The organism is Bradyrhizobium sp. 141 (genome assembly GCF_023074055.1).
Classification (GTDB): Bacteria; Pseudomonadota; Alphaproteobacteria; order Rhizobiales; family Xanthobacteraceae; genus Bradyrhizobium.
In genome coordinates this window covers 462,334-478,992 of sequence record NZ_JADPKR010000013.1, presented here as the reverse complement: position 1 = coordinate 478,992, position 16,659 = coordinate 462,334, and the positions used below count along the sequence as shown (strand labels likewise).

The 16,659-nt window shown below is 64.0% G+C and carries 21 protein-coding genes; 6 read left to right on the top strand and 15 right to left on the bottom strand.

Translation table 11 applies throughout. The features are described 5' to 3' along the window. Nucleotides 1-43 precede the first annotated feature (43 nt). Both IVA81_RS04505 and IVA81_RS04500 read left to right on the top strand, forming a co-directional pair. Nucleotides 44-1,279, top strand: a complete 1,236-nt coding sequence (locus IVA81_RS04505) for an amidohydrolase family protein (protein ID WP_247312814.1) — start codon at nucleotides 44-46, stop codon at nucleotides 1,277-1,279. Between the two features lie 207 nt (nucleotides 1,280-1,486). Next, nucleotides 1,487-1,807 (top strand): hypothetical protein, encoded by a 321-nt coding sequence (locus IVA81_RS04500; RefSeq protein WP_247312811.1) that lies wholly within the window; start codon nucleotides 1,487-1,489, stop codon nucleotides 1,805-1,807. Nucleotides 1,808-1,823: 16 nt separating this feature from the next. Here the strand turns inward: IVA81_RS04500 and IVA81_RS04495 are convergent, their stop codons facing one another. The 6 genes from IVA81_RS04495 to IVA81_RS04470 are packed head-to-tail and all read right to left on the bottom strand — an operon-like array spanning nucleotide 1,824 to nucleotide 6,688. Then, on the bottom strand, nucleotides 1,824-2,729 hold the full coding sequence (locus tag IVA81_RS04495) for an NAD(P)-dependent oxidoreductase (RefSeq protein ID WP_247313327.1): 906 nt from the start codon (nucleotides 2,727-2,729) through the stop codon (nucleotides 1,824-1,826). Next, nucleotides 2,726-3,595: a hypothetical protein gene (locus tag IVA81_RS04490; RefSeq protein WP_247312808.1), complete on the bottom strand. Its 870-nt coding sequence runs from the start codon at nucleotides 3,593-3,595 to the stop codon at nucleotides 2,726-2,728. The genes IVA81_RS04495 and IVA81_RS04490 overlap by 4 nt, the downstream gene beginning before the upstream one ends. A gap of 21 nt (nucleotides 3,596-3,616) precedes the next feature. Then, nucleotides 3,617-4,300, bottom strand: coding sequence for a 4-carboxy-4-hydroxy-2-oxoadipate aldolase/oxaloacetate decarboxylase (locus IVA81_RS04485; RefSeq protein WP_247312805.1), 684 nt, complete (start codon nucleotides 4,298-4,300; stop codon nucleotides 3,617-3,619). Beyond that, nucleotides 4,297-5,010: a PIG-L deacetylase family protein gene (locus IVA81_RS04480; RefSeq protein ID WP_027517331.1), complete on the bottom strand. Its 714-nt coding sequence runs from the start codon at nucleotides 5,008-5,010 to the stop codon at nucleotides 4,297-4,299. The genes IVA81_RS04485 and IVA81_RS04480 overlap by 4 nt, the downstream gene beginning before the upstream one ends. Nucleotides 5,011-5,066: 56 nt before the next feature. Next, complete coding sequence (locus IVA81_RS04475; RefSeq protein WP_247313326.1) at nucleotides 5,067-5,948, bottom strand: amidohydrolase family protein; 882 nt, start codon at nucleotides 5,946-5,948, stop codon at nucleotides 5,067-5,069. 29 nt (nucleotides 5,949-5,977) lie between these two features. Then, nucleotides 5,978-6,688, bottom strand: coding sequence for a TetR/AcrR family transcriptional regulator (locus IVA81_RS04470; RefSeq protein ID WP_247312802.1), 711 nt, complete (start codon nucleotides 6,686-6,688; stop codon nucleotides 5,978-5,980). Between the two features lie 117 nt (nucleotides 6,689-6,805). On the opposite strand from IVA81_RS04470, the gene IVA81_RS04465 reads away from it, so the two are divergent. Next, on the top strand, nucleotides 6,806-7,786 hold the full coding sequence (locus tag IVA81_RS04465) for a tripartite tricarboxylate transporter substrate binding protein (RefSeq protein ID WP_247312798.1): 981 nt from the start codon (nucleotides 6,806-6,808) through the stop codon (nucleotides 7,784-7,786). Nucleotides 7,787-7,809: 23 nt separating this feature from the next. Here the strand turns inward: IVA81_RS04465 and IVA81_RS04460 are convergent, their stop codons facing one another. Further along, entirely contained in the window at nucleotides 7,810-8,955 is a 1,146-nt protein-coding gene (locus tag IVA81_RS04460) for a mechanosensitive ion channel family protein (protein WP_247312795.1), read from the bottom strand. Nucleotides 8,956-9,082: 127 nt separating this feature from the next. Here IVA81_RS04460 and IVA81_RS04455 point away from each other — a divergent pair, with 127 nt between their 5' ends. After that, nucleotides 9,083-10,333 carry a DUF763 domain-containing protein gene (locus IVA81_RS04455; protein WP_247312792.1) on the top strand — a complete coding sequence of 417 codons (1,251 nt, stop codon included), beginning with the start codon at nucleotides 9,083-9,085 and terminating at the stop codon, nucleotides 10,331-10,333. A 38-nt stretch (nucleotides 10,334-10,371) separates the two neighbouring features. On the opposite strand, the gene IVA81_RS04450 is transcribed toward IVA81_RS04455, so the two are convergent. The 7 genes from IVA81_RS04450 to IVA81_RS04420 form a co-directional block, all read right to left on the bottom strand. Continuing rightward, a complete protein-coding gene (locus IVA81_RS04450) occupies nucleotides 10,372-10,614 on the bottom strand; it encodes a hypothetical protein (RefSeq protein ID WP_247312789.1) in 243 nt (80 codons plus the stop codon). Between the two features lie 33 nt (nucleotides 10,615-10,647). Further along, nucleotides 10,648-10,911, bottom strand: a complete 264-nt coding sequence (locus tag IVA81_RS04445; protein WP_247312786.1) for a hypothetical protein — start codon at nucleotides 10,909-10,911, stop codon at nucleotides 10,648-10,650. Nucleotides 10,912-10,927: 16 nt separating this feature from the next. Next, nucleotides 10,928-11,128 carry a hypothetical protein gene (locus tag IVA81_RS04440; RefSeq protein ID WP_247312785.1) on the bottom strand — a complete coding sequence of 67 codons (201 nt, stop codon included), beginning with the start codon at nucleotides 11,126-11,128 and terminating at the stop codon, nucleotides 10,928-10,930. A 14-nt stretch (nucleotides 11,129-11,142) separates the two neighbouring features. Then, nucleotides 11,143-11,328 carry a hypothetical protein gene (locus IVA81_RS04435; protein WP_247312782.1) on the bottom strand — a complete coding sequence of 62 codons (186 nt, stop codon included), beginning with the start codon at nucleotides 11,326-11,328 and terminating at the stop codon, nucleotides 11,143-11,145. 139 nt (nucleotides 11,329-11,467) lie between these two features. After that, the gene (locus IVA81_RS04430; RefSeq protein ID WP_247312779.1) at nucleotides 11,468-12,733 is read right to left on the bottom strand and encodes a cytochrome P450; all 1,266 of its coding nucleotides are present in this window, start codon (nucleotides 12,731-12,733) and stop codon (nucleotides 11,468-11,470) included. Between the two features lie 82 nt (nucleotides 12,734-12,815). Beyond that, on the bottom strand, nucleotides 12,816-13,139 hold the full coding sequence (locus IVA81_RS04425; protein ID WP_247312777.1) for a hypothetical protein: 324 nt from the start codon (nucleotides 13,137-13,139) through the stop codon (nucleotides 12,816-12,818). A 105-nt stretch (nucleotides 13,140-13,244) separates the two neighbouring features. Continuing rightward, nucleotides 13,245-14,018 (bottom strand): ferredoxin--NADP reductase, encoded by a 774-nt coding sequence (locus IVA81_RS04420; RefSeq protein WP_247312774.1) that lies wholly within the window; start codon nucleotides 14,016-14,018, stop codon nucleotides 13,245-13,247. 159 nt (nucleotides 14,019-14,177) lie between these two features. On the opposite strand from IVA81_RS04420, the gene IVA81_RS04415 reads away from it, so the two are divergent. Next, nucleotides 14,178-15,374: an amidohydrolase family protein gene (locus tag IVA81_RS04415; protein WP_247312771.1), complete on the top strand. Its 1,197-nt coding sequence runs from the start codon at nucleotides 14,178-14,180 to the stop codon at nucleotides 15,372-15,374. A 120-nt stretch (nucleotides 15,375-15,494) separates the two neighbouring features. Then, nucleotides 15,495-16,184, top strand: a complete 690-nt coding sequence (locus IVA81_RS04410) for a hypothetical protein (protein WP_247312767.1) — start codon at nucleotides 15,495-15,497, stop codon at nucleotides 16,182-16,184. Nucleotides 16,185-16,193: 9 nt separating this feature from the next. Here the strand turns inward: IVA81_RS04410 and IVA81_RS04405 are convergent, their stop codons facing one another. Beyond that, nucleotides 16,194-16,580, bottom strand: a complete 387-nt coding sequence (locus IVA81_RS04405; protein WP_247312764.1) for a hypothetical protein — start codon at nucleotides 16,578-16,580, stop codon at nucleotides 16,194-16,196. Between the last annotated feature and the right edge of the window lie 79 nt (nucleotides 16,581-16,659).

Sequence of the window (16,659 nt, the reverse complement as noted above, 5' to 3'; positions counted from 1 at the left end):
CGCCGATCCCAGTTGATTGCTCTAAATTCTGTCCGCAAGAGCCATGACCACCGAGCCCGCCTTCGACCTGATCTTCCGTAACGCGCTGTTGCGATCCTTCGCCGCGCCCGTCGACATCGGCGTGAAAGCCGGCCGGATCGCCGCGATCGAGCCGAAGCTCGCCTGTGAAGCAGTCGAGGTGGATATCGGCGGGCACCTGGCCCTGCCCGGTTTCGTCGACACCCACATTCATCTCGACAAGGCCTGCCTGCTCGACCGCTGCGGGCACAATCACGGCAGTCTCGGTGACGCCATCCGGGCCGTCTCGGCCATGAAACGCGACTTCACCGTCCAGGACGTCTACGCCCGCGGCGCCAAGGTGCTTGAACGCGCGATCATGCACGGCACGACGCGCATACGCACGCATGTGGAAATTGATCCACGGATCGGCCTGCGGAGCTTCGAGGCGGTGCAGGCGCTGCGGCGCGATTACGCCTGGGCGATCGACCTATCGCTCTGCGTCTTCCCGCAGGAAGGCCTGACCAACGACCCCGGAGCCGAGGACCTGCTGGTCCAGGCCTTGCGTGACGGCGGCGACGTGATCGGCGGCTGTCCTTATACCGACACCGACCCGAATGCGCATCTCGAGCGCATCTTCGATCTCGCGCAGGAGTTCGACGTCGACGTCGACCTCCATCTGGATTTCGATCTCGATCCCTCCTGGTGGCATCTCGACGACGTCTGCCGGCAGACCGAGCGGCGCAACTATCAGGGACGGGTCGCGATCGGCCATGCGACAAAACTCTCGGCCCTGCCGCCGGAGCGGATGAAGGCTGCCACTGCGCAACTCGCAACAGCCGGCATCGCCGTCACCGTGCTGCCCGCGACGGATCTCTATCTGATGGGACGCGACGCCACCCACAACGCGCCACGCGGGCTGACACTCGCCCACAGGCTCGCGGGCGACGGCGTGGTGTGCTCCGTCGCGACCAACAATGTGCTCAATCCCTTCACGCCGTTCGGCGACGCCTCGCTGCTGCGGATGGCAAACTTCTACGCCAATGTCGCGCACGCCTCGGTCGCCGATTTCGACACCTGCCTCGATCTCGTGACCGAACTGCCGGCGCGGCTGATGAACCTCGACGATTACGGTATCAAGCTCGGCAATCCCGCCGATCTCATCGTACTCGATACAAAGGATAGCCGCTTCGCCATCGCCGAGCTGCCCGATATCGTGATGGGCTTCAAGAGCGGCCGACAGACCTTTGTGCGGCAGCGGCCCACTCTGTTCCGGCCCTGAACGGTTTCCGGCGGAATTTCCAACGGTAAAATCGTCGGGGACACGGCTGATCATCGCACCGCTTCCTCCGGTTTTGCTGCCGATTCCGCCCCAAATCCGAGTCCGGTAGAATCCCGGACCGTAGCTGTGCGCATTGAACAAGAGGCCGCCCAGATCATACTAAGGGGGCGCTCTGAGCCATCTGGGTTCAGTCGGGAAGTATGTATTATGTCCAACGCATTCAGTAGCATCGATTACCGCTCCATTCGGGCCAACACGCCCGCGGAAACAGCCGTCAAGCGGCTGAATGGAATCGGCGAAGTTCTATCCGACCTCGATATCTCGGCGATCCACACGCAAGCCGACATGACCCGCGCGCTCTTGACGCTCGATACCGCCGACAAGTGCATCCGCATGATCCTCACGGAGTTCCGCACGGCGCCTGCCAGGGAGGAGATCGTCCGCAAGGCCAAGAGCCTGGTCGATCTGATCGAGCTCGCCCGCGACGAGATCTCGAACAATCGCGACGTCGGCGCGGTCTTAACCTGAACGCACGCGTTCGACGTCAGCGCTTGATCTTCGCCAGTATCCGGTCTGCCTCGGTCCGCCAATCATCGCTGCGAGCGAACTCCTTGGTGCCCCTGGCGCCAAACAGCCCTTCATCGGCAAGATCGGCGACCCATGCCTGACGCTCGGCGGTGCCCTCCGCGGACCATGGCGTCAGCCCGGCCTCGCGCACGGTCTCGGCGACCTCACGCACTTCCTCGGCACGGCGGCGACCGTGCTCGATCACGCGCTGGAAACAATAAGCGCCCTGCTCCTCCCAATTGATGGCAGGGAACGTCTCCGCGAGCGAGGCCAGCACCGCATCCTCGACCCCATAGGCGCGCGCGGTGGTGAAGCTCTCGATGACCATCGCCTCCAGACCCTTGATCATGGTGCTGCGGCACATCTTCACCGCTGAGGCCACGCCGAGCTTGTCGCTCGCAACCTTCGCCGCAAAGCCGATCGCGTTCAGGAGCGGCTCCAGCTCCCTCGCGCCGGGACCGCCGAGCAGCAGCGGCACCTTGATGCGATAAGGCGGCACCGAGGTCATCACCGCACCCTCGACATAGCGCCCGCCTCCGCCATCGATCACTGCCGCCGCGCGCTGCTTGGCGCCGGGCGATGCCGAGTTGAAGTCGAGGAACCAGGTGCCCTGGTTGATCGCAGCCGCACAGGCCTTCGCCACCGGCACAGCCTGGCTGGCGGTGACCGCGGAGATGATGAAATCGCATTTCGCGGCCAACTCGGCATGAGAGGCTGCGAGCGTCACGCCGAATTTCGCCGCATGCTCCTTCAGCGGTGCGCCCTGCTCGCTTCCGAGCTTGATATCATAGGCCGCGACTTTGATGTCCTGCTGGCGCAAATCCTCGGCCAAAATCCGGCCGACCTCCAGCCCGATCTGCCATCGCTTCGGATCCGCCATCAGTTCAATCCCCGCGTCGTTTCGTCGAACAGCTCCTCGACCGCATAGCGGCGCGGGATCAGCGCCTGCTGGAATGCGTAGTCGACGATCAGTTCGAGCGGCTTCCTGTTTGCCTCTACCCCGAACGGGACGAGATCCGGCGAGGCCGCAGGCCCCATCTGCTCTTTGTTGCGCTTGAGCAGATCATAGACGCCCGCGACCGCGTCGGGGCGCGATTTCGCGAATTTCTCAGTCACGACCACGAGATGGTTGACCGGCACGACACCGCGGCGGCCGTACCATTTCGCGGCCTCCGCGGCCGGATCGGGGAAGAGCAGCTTCAGATTCGGATCGTTGGAGGCCTCGCCGAGGACAGCGTCAAGCTCGCCGTCGAGCAGCATCTGCAGGATCTTCTTGTCTTTCGGCGCTCGCTCGGTGGTGTCGACATATTCGGCGACATGCGGATCCTCGAAGGTGATCCAGCGGATCTTGTCGAGATTGACGCCGTAGTCGTTGGCGAGAATGCCCCTGATCCAGGCGCCTGTCGTCGTCGTGAACGAGCGGATACCGACGCGCTTGCCTTCGAGATCGGACGGTCCGAGCAATCCCCGTGCAGGATTGTAGAGCGCATAGGAATGCTGGAAACGGCCAAGCATGGTCGCCGGCAACAGCACCAGCGGCTTGCCATGCGCCTTCGCCATCAGATAGGTGACGATCGCCATCTCGCAGACGTCGAAGGCCTGCTCCCGCACCATCGGCTTGAACGCGGTGTTGGTGGGCGTGTGCTCGACGAAGTCGAGATCGAAGAGTTCGGAGCGGAGCTCGCCACTCTTCACAGCCTGGACGTGGGGGTGACTGCCGAGCACGGCCTTTAGCTTGACGCGATTCATCCGCCCACTCCCACCGTTGCCTTAGACGTCCTCGGCGTTGTCGGCATAGACGAGACCCGCCTTCGCCAGCGCCTCGCGCATGCTGTACATGTCGAGACCCAGCTCGCCAGAGGCAAGCCGCTTGCGCTTGCCGCCTTCGTCCGCGTTGCGCTTCTTCGCCTTCTCGGCGACCTCGGCGGCATAGCGCTTGGGCACCACGACGACGCCATCGTCATCGGCCACGACGATGTCGCCGGGATCGACATTGACGCCGGCGCAGACGACGGGAATGTTGACCGAGCCGAGCGTCGCCTTGACCGTGCCCTTGGCGGAGACCGCGCGCGACCAAACCGGAAACTTCATCTCGTGCAGCGCTTTGACGTCGCGGCAGCCGGCGTCGATGATCAGACCCTGCACGCCGCGCGCCTGCAGCGAGGTCGCCAGCAGTTCGCCGAACATGCCGTCGGTATTGTCGGTGGTGCAACCGACGACGAGGATGTCACCCTTCCTGCATTGCTCGACTGCGACATGGATCATCCAATTGTCGCCGGGCTGCGCCAGCACGGTGACGGCAGGACCCGCAATTGCCGCGCCCGACCAGACCGGCCGCAAGTAAGGTTTCATCAGGCCGACGCGCCCATAGGCCTCGTGCACGGTCGAGACGCCGTATTCCGCCATGCCGGCGGGATCGGCTCGCTCAATGTTGCGAACGACGACCGGCTTCATGCCAGTTCCTCCGCGACGGTCGGAAACAGGCGCTGATAGGCCTCGCCATAGGTCATGGGCACGCCGGTGTTGCGGCTGCCCTGAATGCCGCGATTGAGCGCGACGCGCTCGTAATAGCCCCAGAGATGTTTCTGCGCGGCCAGGATCTGGAACGCCTCGTACTTCTCCTTCCAGACCTCGTCGATCTTGAGGAGCAAATCGGGCTTGTAATTGCACTGCTCGGGCTGGTGCGGCTCGAACAGAAACACCGGCGGCGCCGAATATTTGTACTGCGCGCCGGGCTTGTGGCCCATCGCCTGCGCGACCACACGCGTCTCCTGCGCGAAATGCGCCGCGTTGGGATGGTCGAAATTATAGGGGTCTTCCAGCGCGTGCGTCAGCACGAAGCTGGGGTTGAGCTCGCGGTAGATGTCGACCATGCGGTCGAAATGCGCTTCGGTGAGCTTCAACGGATAGTCGCCGCAGTCGAAGAACTCGATCTCGGCGCCCAAAAGCTTCGCCGCCCGCTCCGCCTCGTCCTTGCGGCCGGCCTTGACCGATTCCAGCGTCGCGCCCTTTTCCTTCCAGGCGAACTGGCTTTCGCCGCGCTCGCCGAAGGACATGCAAACGATCTTCATGCGATAGCCCTTCTTCGCATGCAGCGCGATGGCGCCGCCGGCGCGCCAGACGAAATCGCCGGGATGGGCTGTGATCACAAGTCCTGTTTTCATGGGACACTCCTTTCGTTCGTATGCATCCCACGCAGCTTGTGGGCCGAGCAACGTCATCAGTCGAACTCGAACAAGCGTGCGGGATTGTCGACCAAGATCTTCTGCTGCAACTCCGGCTCCGGCGCGAACAGCGGAATGAGGTCGACGAGGTCGCCGTCATTCGGCATCGCCGTGACGTTGGGATGCGGCCAGTCCGTGCCCCAGATGACGCGATCCGAGGCGGTTTCGACGATCTTGCGGGCGAACGGCACCGCGTCGGTGAACGGCGGACCGCGCGAGGACACGCGCTCCGAGCCGCAGATCTTGACCCAGCATTTCTCGTCGCGCTGCATCAGCTCGATCAGGATCCTGAACGGGAACTGGTCGAGCCCCTCGGACGCCTTCACCCGTCCCATATGGTCGATGGTGTAGCTCAGCGGCAGTTTTGCCAGCATGTCGGCATAGTCAGGCAGGTCGATCGCGTCGAAATGCAGATCGATATGCCAGCCGAGCGGCGCCACCATGGCGATGACGCGATCGAACACACCCTTGTCAGGCACGCCGCCAAGATGGCGGACGAAATTGAAGCGGCAACCACGAAAGCCACCCTCGTGCAGCACGCGAAGACCGCGCTCGGTGATGGTGTCGTCGATATTGGCAACGGCCCGGTAGGCGCCGTTGCTCTGCGCGATGGCATCGAGCGCCACCGTGTTGTCGGTGCCGTGCACGCTGGCATTGACGATGACGGCGCGCTCGACACCGAGCTTGGCATGCAGCGCGCGGAAATCCTCCAGCGGGGCATCCGGGGGCGTGTAGGAGCGACCGGGCGCGTAAGGGTACTTCGCGCCGGGACCGAAGATGTGGCAATGCGCATCACACGACAGCTTCGGGAGCGTGAATTTCGGCGTGCGCGTATTCGCATCGGGCGGCGGAATGGTCGGAATGTACATCATCGTCATCAGGTGAACCGCCGAAGCGAGACGCTCGTTCAAGACTTGCTGCTGACGACCGGCCGCCGCCGCGCCGGCGCGGCATGATCGAGCGGCGGCGCCTGGAATGCGGCACCGGTGGCCTGCACCAGTTGCTCGATCGCGCTGGCGGCATCGCCGCCGTCGGCCTCGCCGCGCGACAGGCGCGAGACGCGGTCCGGCGTCACCAGCGAATAATAGAGCGCGCCGAGCAGGAAGTGGCTGCGCCAGACGATATCGGTGCGCGGGATATGCGGCAGGCTCTCGTGGATCGCATCGATAAAGGCGTGGCTGGTGTCGTCGAATGTCTGCGCGATGATTTTTCGCGCGACCTCGTTGCCTTCGGCCGACATCACGGCGCGCAGCCGCGTGAACCGCGCCCCGCCGCCGGCGAGATCACTTCCCGAGGTGAAGGCCGGGACCACATAGGCACGCACGATCGCCTCCAGCCGGTCCTGGAGATCGCGCACGCGCCTGGCGGCAGCGAGCAGCTCCGAACGGCGCAGGTTCATCGGCCCGCAATGGCGCCGGTAGATCTCCAGCAGCAGACCGTCCTTGGTCTTGAAATGATAGGTCACGCTGCCGGGATTGGCCCCGGCGGCGTGCGCGATGTCGCGCACCGAGACGGCATTGAAGCCGTTGGTCGCGAACAGCTCCTCGGCCACGGCGAGGATCGCCTCGCGCATGTTCGGCTTGCGGGCCATTTCCTTGCTGGTGGACTTGCGTACCATGTGATTTGTACTATCGTACAAAAGATCAGGTCTCGTCAACAAAAACCATGGGCGGCGTTTCGGACGGCTCGAAAGACCGACGCCAGGACGCGAACGCCCGCAAGGAGTGCTGGGAAAATGCTGGGTTTGAACAAGAGAATTGGCGGTCTGATACTGGGTGCCGGTCTGCTGCTGGCCGGCGGCGCCGCTCAGGCGGCCGACAATTATCCGAGCAAGCCGGTTCACATCCTGGTGCCTTACGCGGCCGGCGGCGCGGTCGATGTGCTCGCGCGCACGCTGGGCCAGGCACTGGCCAAGACCTGGGGCCAGCAGCCGGTGGTCGACAATCGTCCCGGCGCCGGCGGCATCGTCGCCTCGCAGGCGCTGACGCAGGCCGCGCCCGACGGCTACACTTTGATCCTGGTCGCGAGCGGCCATCCCCTCAACCAGTTCATCTATCCGAGCGTGCCTTACGACACATTCAAGGACTTCACGGCAATCACCGAGGTCGCTTCCTCGCCGCTCGCGATCGTCGTGGCCAAGGACAGTCCCTACAAGACACTCGGCGATCTCCTGGCTGCTGCGAAGAAGGAGCCGGACAAGCTCTCCTACGGCATGTCAGGCAACGGCACCTCGGCGCATCTGGCTGGCGAGTTGCTCAAATATATGTCCGGCACCAAGATCGTCGCGATCCCCTACAAGGGCGGCGCGCCGGCGCTGACCGCGGTGATCGCCGGCGAGATCCCGCTCAGCATCAATCCGCTCGCCGAAGCGATCGGCCAACTCGAAGGCGGCCCGGTGCGTGCGCTCGCCGTGACCTCGGCCGAGCGCTCCAAAGCGCTGGCCAACGTTCCGACGATCGCGGAAGCGGGCGTATCCGGCTATGACGTCTCGGTCTGGTGGGGCGTCCTCGGCCCGGCAAAGATGCCGCCCGAGATCGTGGCAAAGCTCGAGACCGATCTCAAGGCAGCGCTGCAGGATGCGAATGTGCTGTCGACGCTCGGCAAGATCGGCGCAACCCCGGTCGGCTCCTCCGCCAAAGACTTTGACGCCCATATGCGCGCCGAGGCGACCAAATGGGAGCCGGTGCTGAAGGCGGCCAACATCCGCGCGCAGTGAGGTTCTTCAGATGCACGCCGCGGTCAGTTACGTGCACTCGCCCGCATTTTCTCCGGCGGCGCCGGGCCTCGCATGAAGTCGGCATCATCGCCTCCGCCCGACGGGATCAGGATCGCCCGCTCGCGCGGCAAGGCTTCCGGCATCTCGTCGCGGATGAAGGCCACCAGCTTTTCCCGGATCTCGCAGCGCAGGTCCCAGGATTGCGGCGCGTTGCGCGCGCTGACCAGCGCGCGAAGCTCGATGGTGCGTGCATCCGCATCGATCACCTGGAGATTGACCACGGCGCCATCCCAGAGCTTGGAGTCCTTCACCGCCTCCTCCAGCCAGCGCCTGATGCGCGCCACGTCGGCACGATAATCGACATGAAGCGCGATCACACCGATCAGGGATGCAGTGTCGCGAGTCCAGTTCTGGAACGGTTTTTCGATGAAATAGGAGAGCGGCACCACCATGCGGCGCCAGTCCCACAGCCGGATCACGACATAGGTCGCGGCGATATCCTCGACCCATCCCCACTCGTTCTCGATGATCACCGCGTCCTCGATGCGGATCGGCTGGGTGATCGCGATCTGCAAGCCCGCGATCAGATTGCTCAGCAGCGGCCGCGCGGCAAGACCGACGATGATACCGGCCGCGCCGGCGGAGGCGAATAGGCTGACGCCGTATTGCCGGACCGAGTCGAACGTCATCAGTGCGGTCGAGACCGTGATGATGACGATGATGGTGTCAGTGACGCGCTTGAACACGCGAACCTGCGTGACGTGCTTGCGGGCGACGAAATTCTCGGTGACGTCGCGAAAGTTCTGCAGATAGCGCGCCGCACTCATGTCGACGATCCTGATCGAGATCCAGCCGATCAGCGCGATGACAGCCACCACGAACAGGCGCATCAGCGGCGTGCGGATCGTGTCGTCGAGCGGCGCGAGCGGCAGGACCAATGCGACCGCGCCAAGACACAGCGCCAACTGAGCTGGGCCCGTCGTGCGCTCGATGAACACGCTCAAGAGCGGGAGACGAGTTCCGAAGGCGCGATTGAGAAACCAGGCCGCAAGCCGATGGAGGGCAAGGGCCAGCAGGATCGCGCCGAGCACCAGGCTGAGGCCGACAAACCACGACGGTATCCAGCCGAACATCCTGTCGATGTCGGCCATGAGGGCCCGCCAATTCATTGCTGTCCCCGTCCTTGCATTCGCGTAGCCGGCTCAACGCCTCTCGGCCGGCTTCGCTCCCCCGCCCTGTGCAACGCAGCATTCCACAGGTGCAACCGTTGCCGAACTGAGCTAGTTTGGGGCGCTCATGACTCGACGTAGCGGCAGCGCCGATCTTCCCTTGCACACCGGACGGGTTCCGCCGTGGCTGGCAAGCCGCATGGCCTCGCTCGGGTCGATCGTCACGCAGGCGATTGTGCATCATTATGGCCGCGATGCGTTCCTCCAGCGGCTGTCCCATCCGTTCTGGTTCCAGTCATTCGGCGCGGTCATGGGAATGGACTGGCACTCCTCGGGCATCACGACCTCCGTGATCGGCGCACTGAAGCGCGGGCTCGGGCCACTTCAGGACGAGCTCGGAATCTATGTCTGCGGCGGCCGCGGCCAGCATTCGCGCAAGACGCCGGATGAGTTGATGCAACTCGGCGACCGCGTTGGATTCGACGGCGCAAAGCTGACCCGCGCTAGCCGCCTGGTGGCGAAGGTCGACAGCGCAGCCGTGCAGGACGGCTTTGACCTATATTTGCACGGCTTCTTCGTCACCGCCGACGGCAAATGGACGGTGGTGCAGCAGGGCATGAACGGCGACAAGCGGCAGGCACGACGCTATCACTGGCATTCCGAGGCGCTGAAGAGCTTTGTCGATACGCCGCATAGCGCGATTGACGGGCCTCAACAGGGCGAGATCGTCAATCTCACCGACCATCGCGCCGACGTTTCACGCACCGCGCAGCTCGATCTCCTGGGTGATCTCGGCCCTGATCGCATCGTCTCCGAATTCGAACGGCTCATGGGGACCGCGCCCGAGCCAGCACAGGCCATGCTGCCGCACCTGATTATGCCGGGGCATCACGATGTCAGGCCCAAGGACGTGTTCGCGCGCCGCCTGCACGGCACGCTCGCCGCAGCAGCCGAGCGGGGCCCGGTCGATTTCCCGGAACTGCTGCTGACGCCGGGCGTCGGCGCGCGCACCGTACGCTCACTGGCGATGGTCGCGGAGGTCGTGCACGGCGCGCCCTACCGATTCAAGGACCCCGCGCGTTTCTCGCTCGCCCATGGCGGCAAGGACCGACATCCCTATCCCGTTCCGATCAAGGTCTATGACGAGACCATCCGCGTGTTGAAGGGCGCAATCCATAACGCGAAGCTCGGACGTGACGAGGAGATGCAGGCGATCAAGCGCCTCGACGACCAGGCGCGGCGGCTGGAACGCACAGCGAGCGGACCGTCGGTCGAGGCCTACATCGCCGGCGAGCGCGCGGCTTCGCCGGATCTCTACGGCCGCTCCGTGTTCGGCTGGGAGCGCTACCTCGCGTCGACAAAAAAGCGGACCGGCTGAACACCGGTCCGCGAGTTCAGCGGAAGGAACGCGCGCCCTCAGGTCTCGTCGGCCTCCGGCTTCTCGTCGAGTCGGTTGGCTGCGTGATCCTGGTACTGTTCGGTCTGGATGGACTTGCCGTCCATGCCGCGAATGTCCGAATGCTGCTTCTTGTCGCGGTTGGAGAGCACCATGTTGTCGCCGATCTTGTCCTTGGGGATATCGGCCATGGCGCCGGTGCCGTCGCCCTTGCCATGCATGCCCGATCTGAAGTGCGTCTTGCTGCCGTGCCCAGCTGGCATCGGTTTCTCCTCTTTCAGTGATCTTCCGAAGACTTAGTGCTTCTGTTGCGCCGGTGTCGGTTTCAGCGGCTTGTGGCCACTCTGGCCGGCGTGATTGTGCTTGTTGTGGTCGCTCTCCTGGTTGAGACCGCCGCGGCTCACCGGAAATTCGCTCTGCCGCGCTTCAGGCTGCGCACGATGGATGGCAGCATCCTGGGGATTGCGACCGACGGCCTGATCGAGCTCGCGCCCGTCAGGGACGGCGGGTTTGCGCTCGAGAATGCGCACCTGCTGTTCGTGGGTTTTTTTGCCTTGCATTCGGGGTCTCCAATCTTCACCTGCCTCCGCCCTTGCCGGACGTGTCGTGCGCGTGATGAGAATCGTGCTCGCCTCCGCCACCCGAGACGCGGCTGTGGCTGCGCTGTGAATCATCCGCAGGCGGCTTCTTCACCTCCAACGGCGCCTTCGCGTTCTCATGTGATGCGCCGGGGCCGCCCTGACGAATGCTGTTTGGTGTCTTGGTGGATGTCGACATGGAATGTCGCCTCCTCAGCGGTCTTGCTGGTATCCCTGATTGGTCGTGTTCTGCTTGATGTTGCCCTGCTGTCCCTGCTGGTCCGGATTTTCCGCGCGCTGTTGGCCGCGCGGAGTTTGATCAGGCGACATTTGTTTGCCGTCGCCAGTTCCCTTCCGGCTCTGATTGTCCGGCGGAACATTCGGCATTTTGCTGGTCATGATCCAACCTCCGTGAGATCTGGGAAACCTCGGGGCACGAAGTTCCGTGGCGCGCCCGCGGTCCCGGAGGACAACAGCAAGCGCTGCGCACCGTTCCTGGTAGATCACAATCAGCGACGATTTGCCGAAAGCAGAAAGCTCAATCCGCCCGCGCGAGGGAACGATCAACTATCGTTCCGTCAGACGCCGCGGCACGTAGTCCACCTGGCGTGACAGGGAGCTTTGCGATGGCGCGAAGGCCCGGCCGTCTGCGCCAGTGGACCTGTGCAGGATCGACGGCGAGAGCTAGTTTCGGCCATCGCACGAACAGCGCCTCCAGCGCACAGGCCGCCTCGATACGCGCCAGCTGATGGCCGAGGCAGAAATGGATTCCTGTTCCGAAGGAGACGTGTCTGTTAGGTTTGCGCTCGAGATCAAGCCTCTCCGGACGATCATGCATCGCCGGATCCATGTTGGCTGCGGCGAGCATCACCATGACGCGATCGCCCTTCTTCAGGCGAACGCCCTCGATCTCGACATCTCGCCGCACGTAGCGCGGCTTGGAGAATTGCACCGGGGAGACGAAGCGCAGGAACTCCTCCACCGCGAGCCCAACGCGGCTCCAATCCTGTTCCAGCCAATCGCGCAGGCCCGGACTTCTGAGGAGCTCATAGGCGGAACCGCTGATGAGATGCGTGGTCGTCTCGGAGCCGGCCGCGAGCAGCAGAAACACCATCGAGACCATCTCATCCGGCGTGATCTGGCCGCCCTCGCGCTCGACCTGGATCAGCTCGGCAATCAGGCCTTCGCCGCCCTGCGCACGCGCGATCTGCAATTGCCGTTCGAGATAGGCGCGCATCTTGCGGAACGCGAACAGCAGGCGGAAGAAGCTGACGACATTGGTCAGCGAGGACATCGCGTTGGCCCAGGCGATGAATTTTGGACGATCGGCCAAGGGCAGGCCCAGGAGCTCGGAGATCACCGCGAGCGGCAGGATGCGCGCGTAGCGCTGGACGAGGTCAGCAGGATCTTCATTCGCAAACAGCTCGCCCGCGAGACCGTCGGCGATGGCACGGATGCGGGGCTCCATCGCGACGATCGCGCGACGACGAAAGGCCTCATCCACGATGCTGCGCAGCCTGGTATGATCCGGCTCGTCCATCGTCAGCATGTTGTTGGCAATGGTCCGGACGTATCTCGGCATCCACCAGCGCAGACCGGCGACGTCACCGTCCTCCTTGCGCAGCGTGAAGGTCGCGCCATCCTTCAGAACCTGCGCGGTGGCGTCATGGGTCGTGGTGATCCAGACGTCGCCGACAAGAGGAAATCGTGTCGCGACCACGGGGCCGGACATGCGCAGCGTTGCAATCGCCTTGGGCGGATCGCGAAAGAAGGCCTCGCTGGTGAAATCGAGGCGCACTGTCATGGCATCACCGGGCTGATTGCTGGCGTTTCACCCAGATGGTGGGCCGCTCCGCCGGTGCAAGGGAGCTGCAAACGAGACGCGTCTATCCGCGTCCCGGCGAGCGCTGGCCGGTCTTGCGCTGCTGCTGCGTGTAGGCGTCCCAATGGCTCCAGCTGCCATTGCTGAGGCTTTGCTGGTCAGTGGCGAGCGGACGGCGCGTACGCTTGTCGTGATCGGCGATCGCACGCTCGGATAGCCCGATCTTCCGCTTGAGTTCCGCGACCGCCTTCTGGGTCTGGCCGTTCCGCTTCGACGAGGCGATCTCGCCCATCGTGAAGCGCGCGGTCTCCAGCGCCTTCAACTCGGCGCGGTTCTTCTTCAACTGGACCCGGTGCCAGGCGATGTTGCTGTCGCTGTCCGCAACCATGTGGGAACTCCGCTGATTCGCTCCCACAGTGTATCAAGCGCCGAATCGGCGCTGCAACGGGCCCCGCGCGGCGAAAATGCGGTCTTATTGCGCGGGAATTCCGAGTTATCGCTCGGCAAAGGCCTTTTCGACCACGAATTGGGCCGGCTCGCCGTGATTTCCTTCGACGAAGCCTCGCTCACCCAGGAGCACGCGGGTATCAGCCACCAGCGCCGGGCTGCCGCAAATCATGACGCGGTCGTGGGCGGCTTCCAGGGCCGGCAGGCCTATATCGGTGAACAGCTTGCCCGAGGTGATCAGATCGGTGATGCGGCCGCGATTACGGAAGGGATCGCGGGTCACCGTCGGATAGTAGATCAGCTGGTCGCGGATGTACTCGCCGATCAGCTCGTCCTTCGGCAGCGTCTCGTTGATCATCTCGCCATAGGCGAGCTCCTTCACGTGACGGCAGCCGTGCAGCAGCACGACCTTCTCGAACCGCTCGTAGGTCTCGGGGTCCTTGATCACGCTCAGGAACGGCGCCAGGCCGGTGCCGGTGCCGATGAGGTAGAGGTTACGCCCCTCCTCGAGGTTGTCGATGACGAGCGTGCCGGTGGCCTTGCGGCTGACGATGATCTCGTCGCCTTCCTTCAAATGCTGGAGGCGCGAGGTCAGCGGTCCGTCCGGCACCTTGATGGAGAAGAACTCCAGCGTATCCTCGTAATTGGCGCTGGCGACGCTGTAGGCCCGCAGCAGCGGCTTCTCGCCGATCTTGAGCCCGATCATGGTGAATTCGCCGTTGCGGAAGCGGAAGGTCGGGCTGCGGGTGGTCTTGAAAGAGAACAGCGTGTCGGTCCAGTGGTGGACGCTCAAAACGCTTTCCTGATTGAAATTGCTCATCTCACCTTCCCTGTCGCTTCCAATGCGGTTTTCGAGGCGGTTCAGCTATGCGTCGTTTGTACACGATCATTCGTGTACTAATGAATAATCCTGCTTGCTCCCGGGGTCAAGGCTGCCCAAGATCGCGAGCGTTGCAGTTAGGAATAAGGAGCCCCTTCCATGGCGCATGACGCACCCCAGGCCACCGGACCCTCGAAGCTCGTGATCCGGAATATCGGCCTGATCCTGTCCGGCGCGCTGGAAAAGCCGATCCTGGACGGCGACACCATCGTCGCCGAGAACGGCAAGATCACCGCCATCGGCCGCTTCAAGGACCTCAACACCGAAGGCGCGACCACTATGGTCGAGGCCAACGGCACCACGGTCGCACCCGGCCTGATCGACAGCCACGTCCACCCCGTGGCGGGCGACTGGACGCCACGGCAGAACCAGATCGGCTGGATCGACAGCAATTTGCATGGCGGCGTCACCACCATGATCTCGGCCGGCGAAGTGCACATGCCCGGCCGCCCGCGCGACGTCGTCGGGCTGAAGGCGATGGCGATCTTCGCCCAGCGCGCCTTCTGGAATTTGCGGCCTGGCGGCGTGAAGGTTCATGCCGGCGCGCCCGTGATCGAATGCGAGATGGTCGAGGAAGACTTCAAGGAGCTGGCCGCGGCCGGCGTCAAGCTGCTCGGCGAAGTGGGCCTCGGCGGCGTCAAGGACGGCCCGACCGCGCGAAAAATGGTCGGCTGGGCGCGCAAATACGGCATCCAGAGCACGATCCACACCGGCGGCCCCTCGATCCCCGGCTCCGGCCTGATCGACAAGGACGTGGTGCTGGAGGCCGACACCGACGTGGTCGGCCACATCAATGGCGGCCACACGGCGCTGCCCGACGACCAGATCCGCTGCATCTGCGAGGGCTGCAAGCGCGGCCTCGAGCTCGTGCACAACGGCAATGAGCGCTCCGCCCTATTCACGCTGCGCATTGCGCGTGAGATGGGGGATCTGCACCGCGTCATCCTCGGCACCGATGCGCCCGCCGGCTCCGGCGTGCAACCGCTCGGCATTCTGCGCATGGTCTCGATGCTGTCCTCGCTCGGTGATCTCCCGGCCGAGATCGCGTTCTGTTTGGCCACCGGCAACACCGCGCGAATGCGCGAGCTCGATTGCGGCCTCATCGAAGTCGGCCGTTCCGCCGACTTCGTCATCATGGACAAGGCGCAGCACTCGCCGGGCAAGAACATTCTGGAAAGCGTCCAGCTCGGCGACCTCCCGGGCATCGGCATGACCATCATCGACGGCATCGTCCGCACCCAGCGCAGCCGCAACACCCCGCCAGCCGGCAAGGTGCCGGAGGTGGTGGCGAAGTGACGCGGCCGGATGGCGCGGTGCGCCGCGTGGCCGCTCGAAGGCGTTGAACGAGTCTCCTGCCTGCTGCGTCTAATGCGGACAGCCCGCGAGGGCCATGCATTGCTGGAGAGCCGAGGAGACATGAAGAGTTCGTCGCGGATTGCCGCCGGCGTCGCCGGTGCGGTGGCGGGCTATGTCGCGATCTTTCTGGTGTTTTCTCTCCTCGATCTGGGCAACCGGGCGGACCCGATCACATCGGGCCTGCTGGCGCTGTTCGTTTACTCTCCCATGGGCGCGGTCGGCGGCGCGGTGTTCGCCAGCTGGCTGGTATCGCGTCCAAGCAAGAGCGCAAGCAATGGAAGCGTCGCGCGCAACAGCCTGAAGTCGCTCGGCGTCGTCGCCCTCCTCTGCGTCGCAGCTGCCGGCACTTATCTTGTTTACGCATATGCGACCGCGACGCCGTGGCTCAACCCTAACGCGGCCAATCCCCTTCTCGTGTTTGAGGTTCGACTTCCGCCGGGGGTCAAAGTGCCGACATCGGCGGAGGGGATCACCATCGAACTGCAGACCGACATCAACACCATGCCCGCCGAGCTGACGCCAGCCGGCTTCCGTCATGATGGCGAGCAAGCGGTCATCACGGGCGAAGTCGAACTCGCCTTTCGAACCTCGCACCGACAACTCGCCGTCAACATCGAGGGACAGCCAAGCCGGATCTACCCGATCGGATTGTCGGCCAGAGCGCCGCATACCGCGGACTTCGGAACGTGGCGTCCCCTGCCCGACGGCAGCGAGATCCGATATCGCGCCAAATGGCCGGGAAAAAGCTGACCGACACGGTCAGCGCCGCTTTGGGATTTCACAACGCACATAGAATTGCCGCTTGGCCTGTCCGACAGGGCCGTTCTCGATCACCAGCCGGCCGTCCGCAGCGACCGATATCCTGGGATTGGACCGAAACTTCTCGCCCTCACCTTCGCAGGCGAGCCGCATCTTCCAGCTCTGCTTGCCGTCGGCAACGATCTCGCCGGCGCGGCATCGCGTCTCGTACCAATAGAGGCGGTTGCCGCCTTCGATGCTCATGCGGTTGGGGCTGTCGTCGTTGCGGCAATCTTTCTTGGCCGAGGCCCAGAAGCCTTCGTAGGCTTGGGCCGCCAGGGCAGGAGCACATGCGCCCGCGAGCGCCGCGCTGAGCAAGACCTTCGCAAATTTCGCCGCGTCTCTCATGACCCAAAACCTAGACAAACCCTTCATCGAGGTTAGTCGCCAGTCCGCGCACCTCGTTCAACTGCCGTAGGGTGGGCAA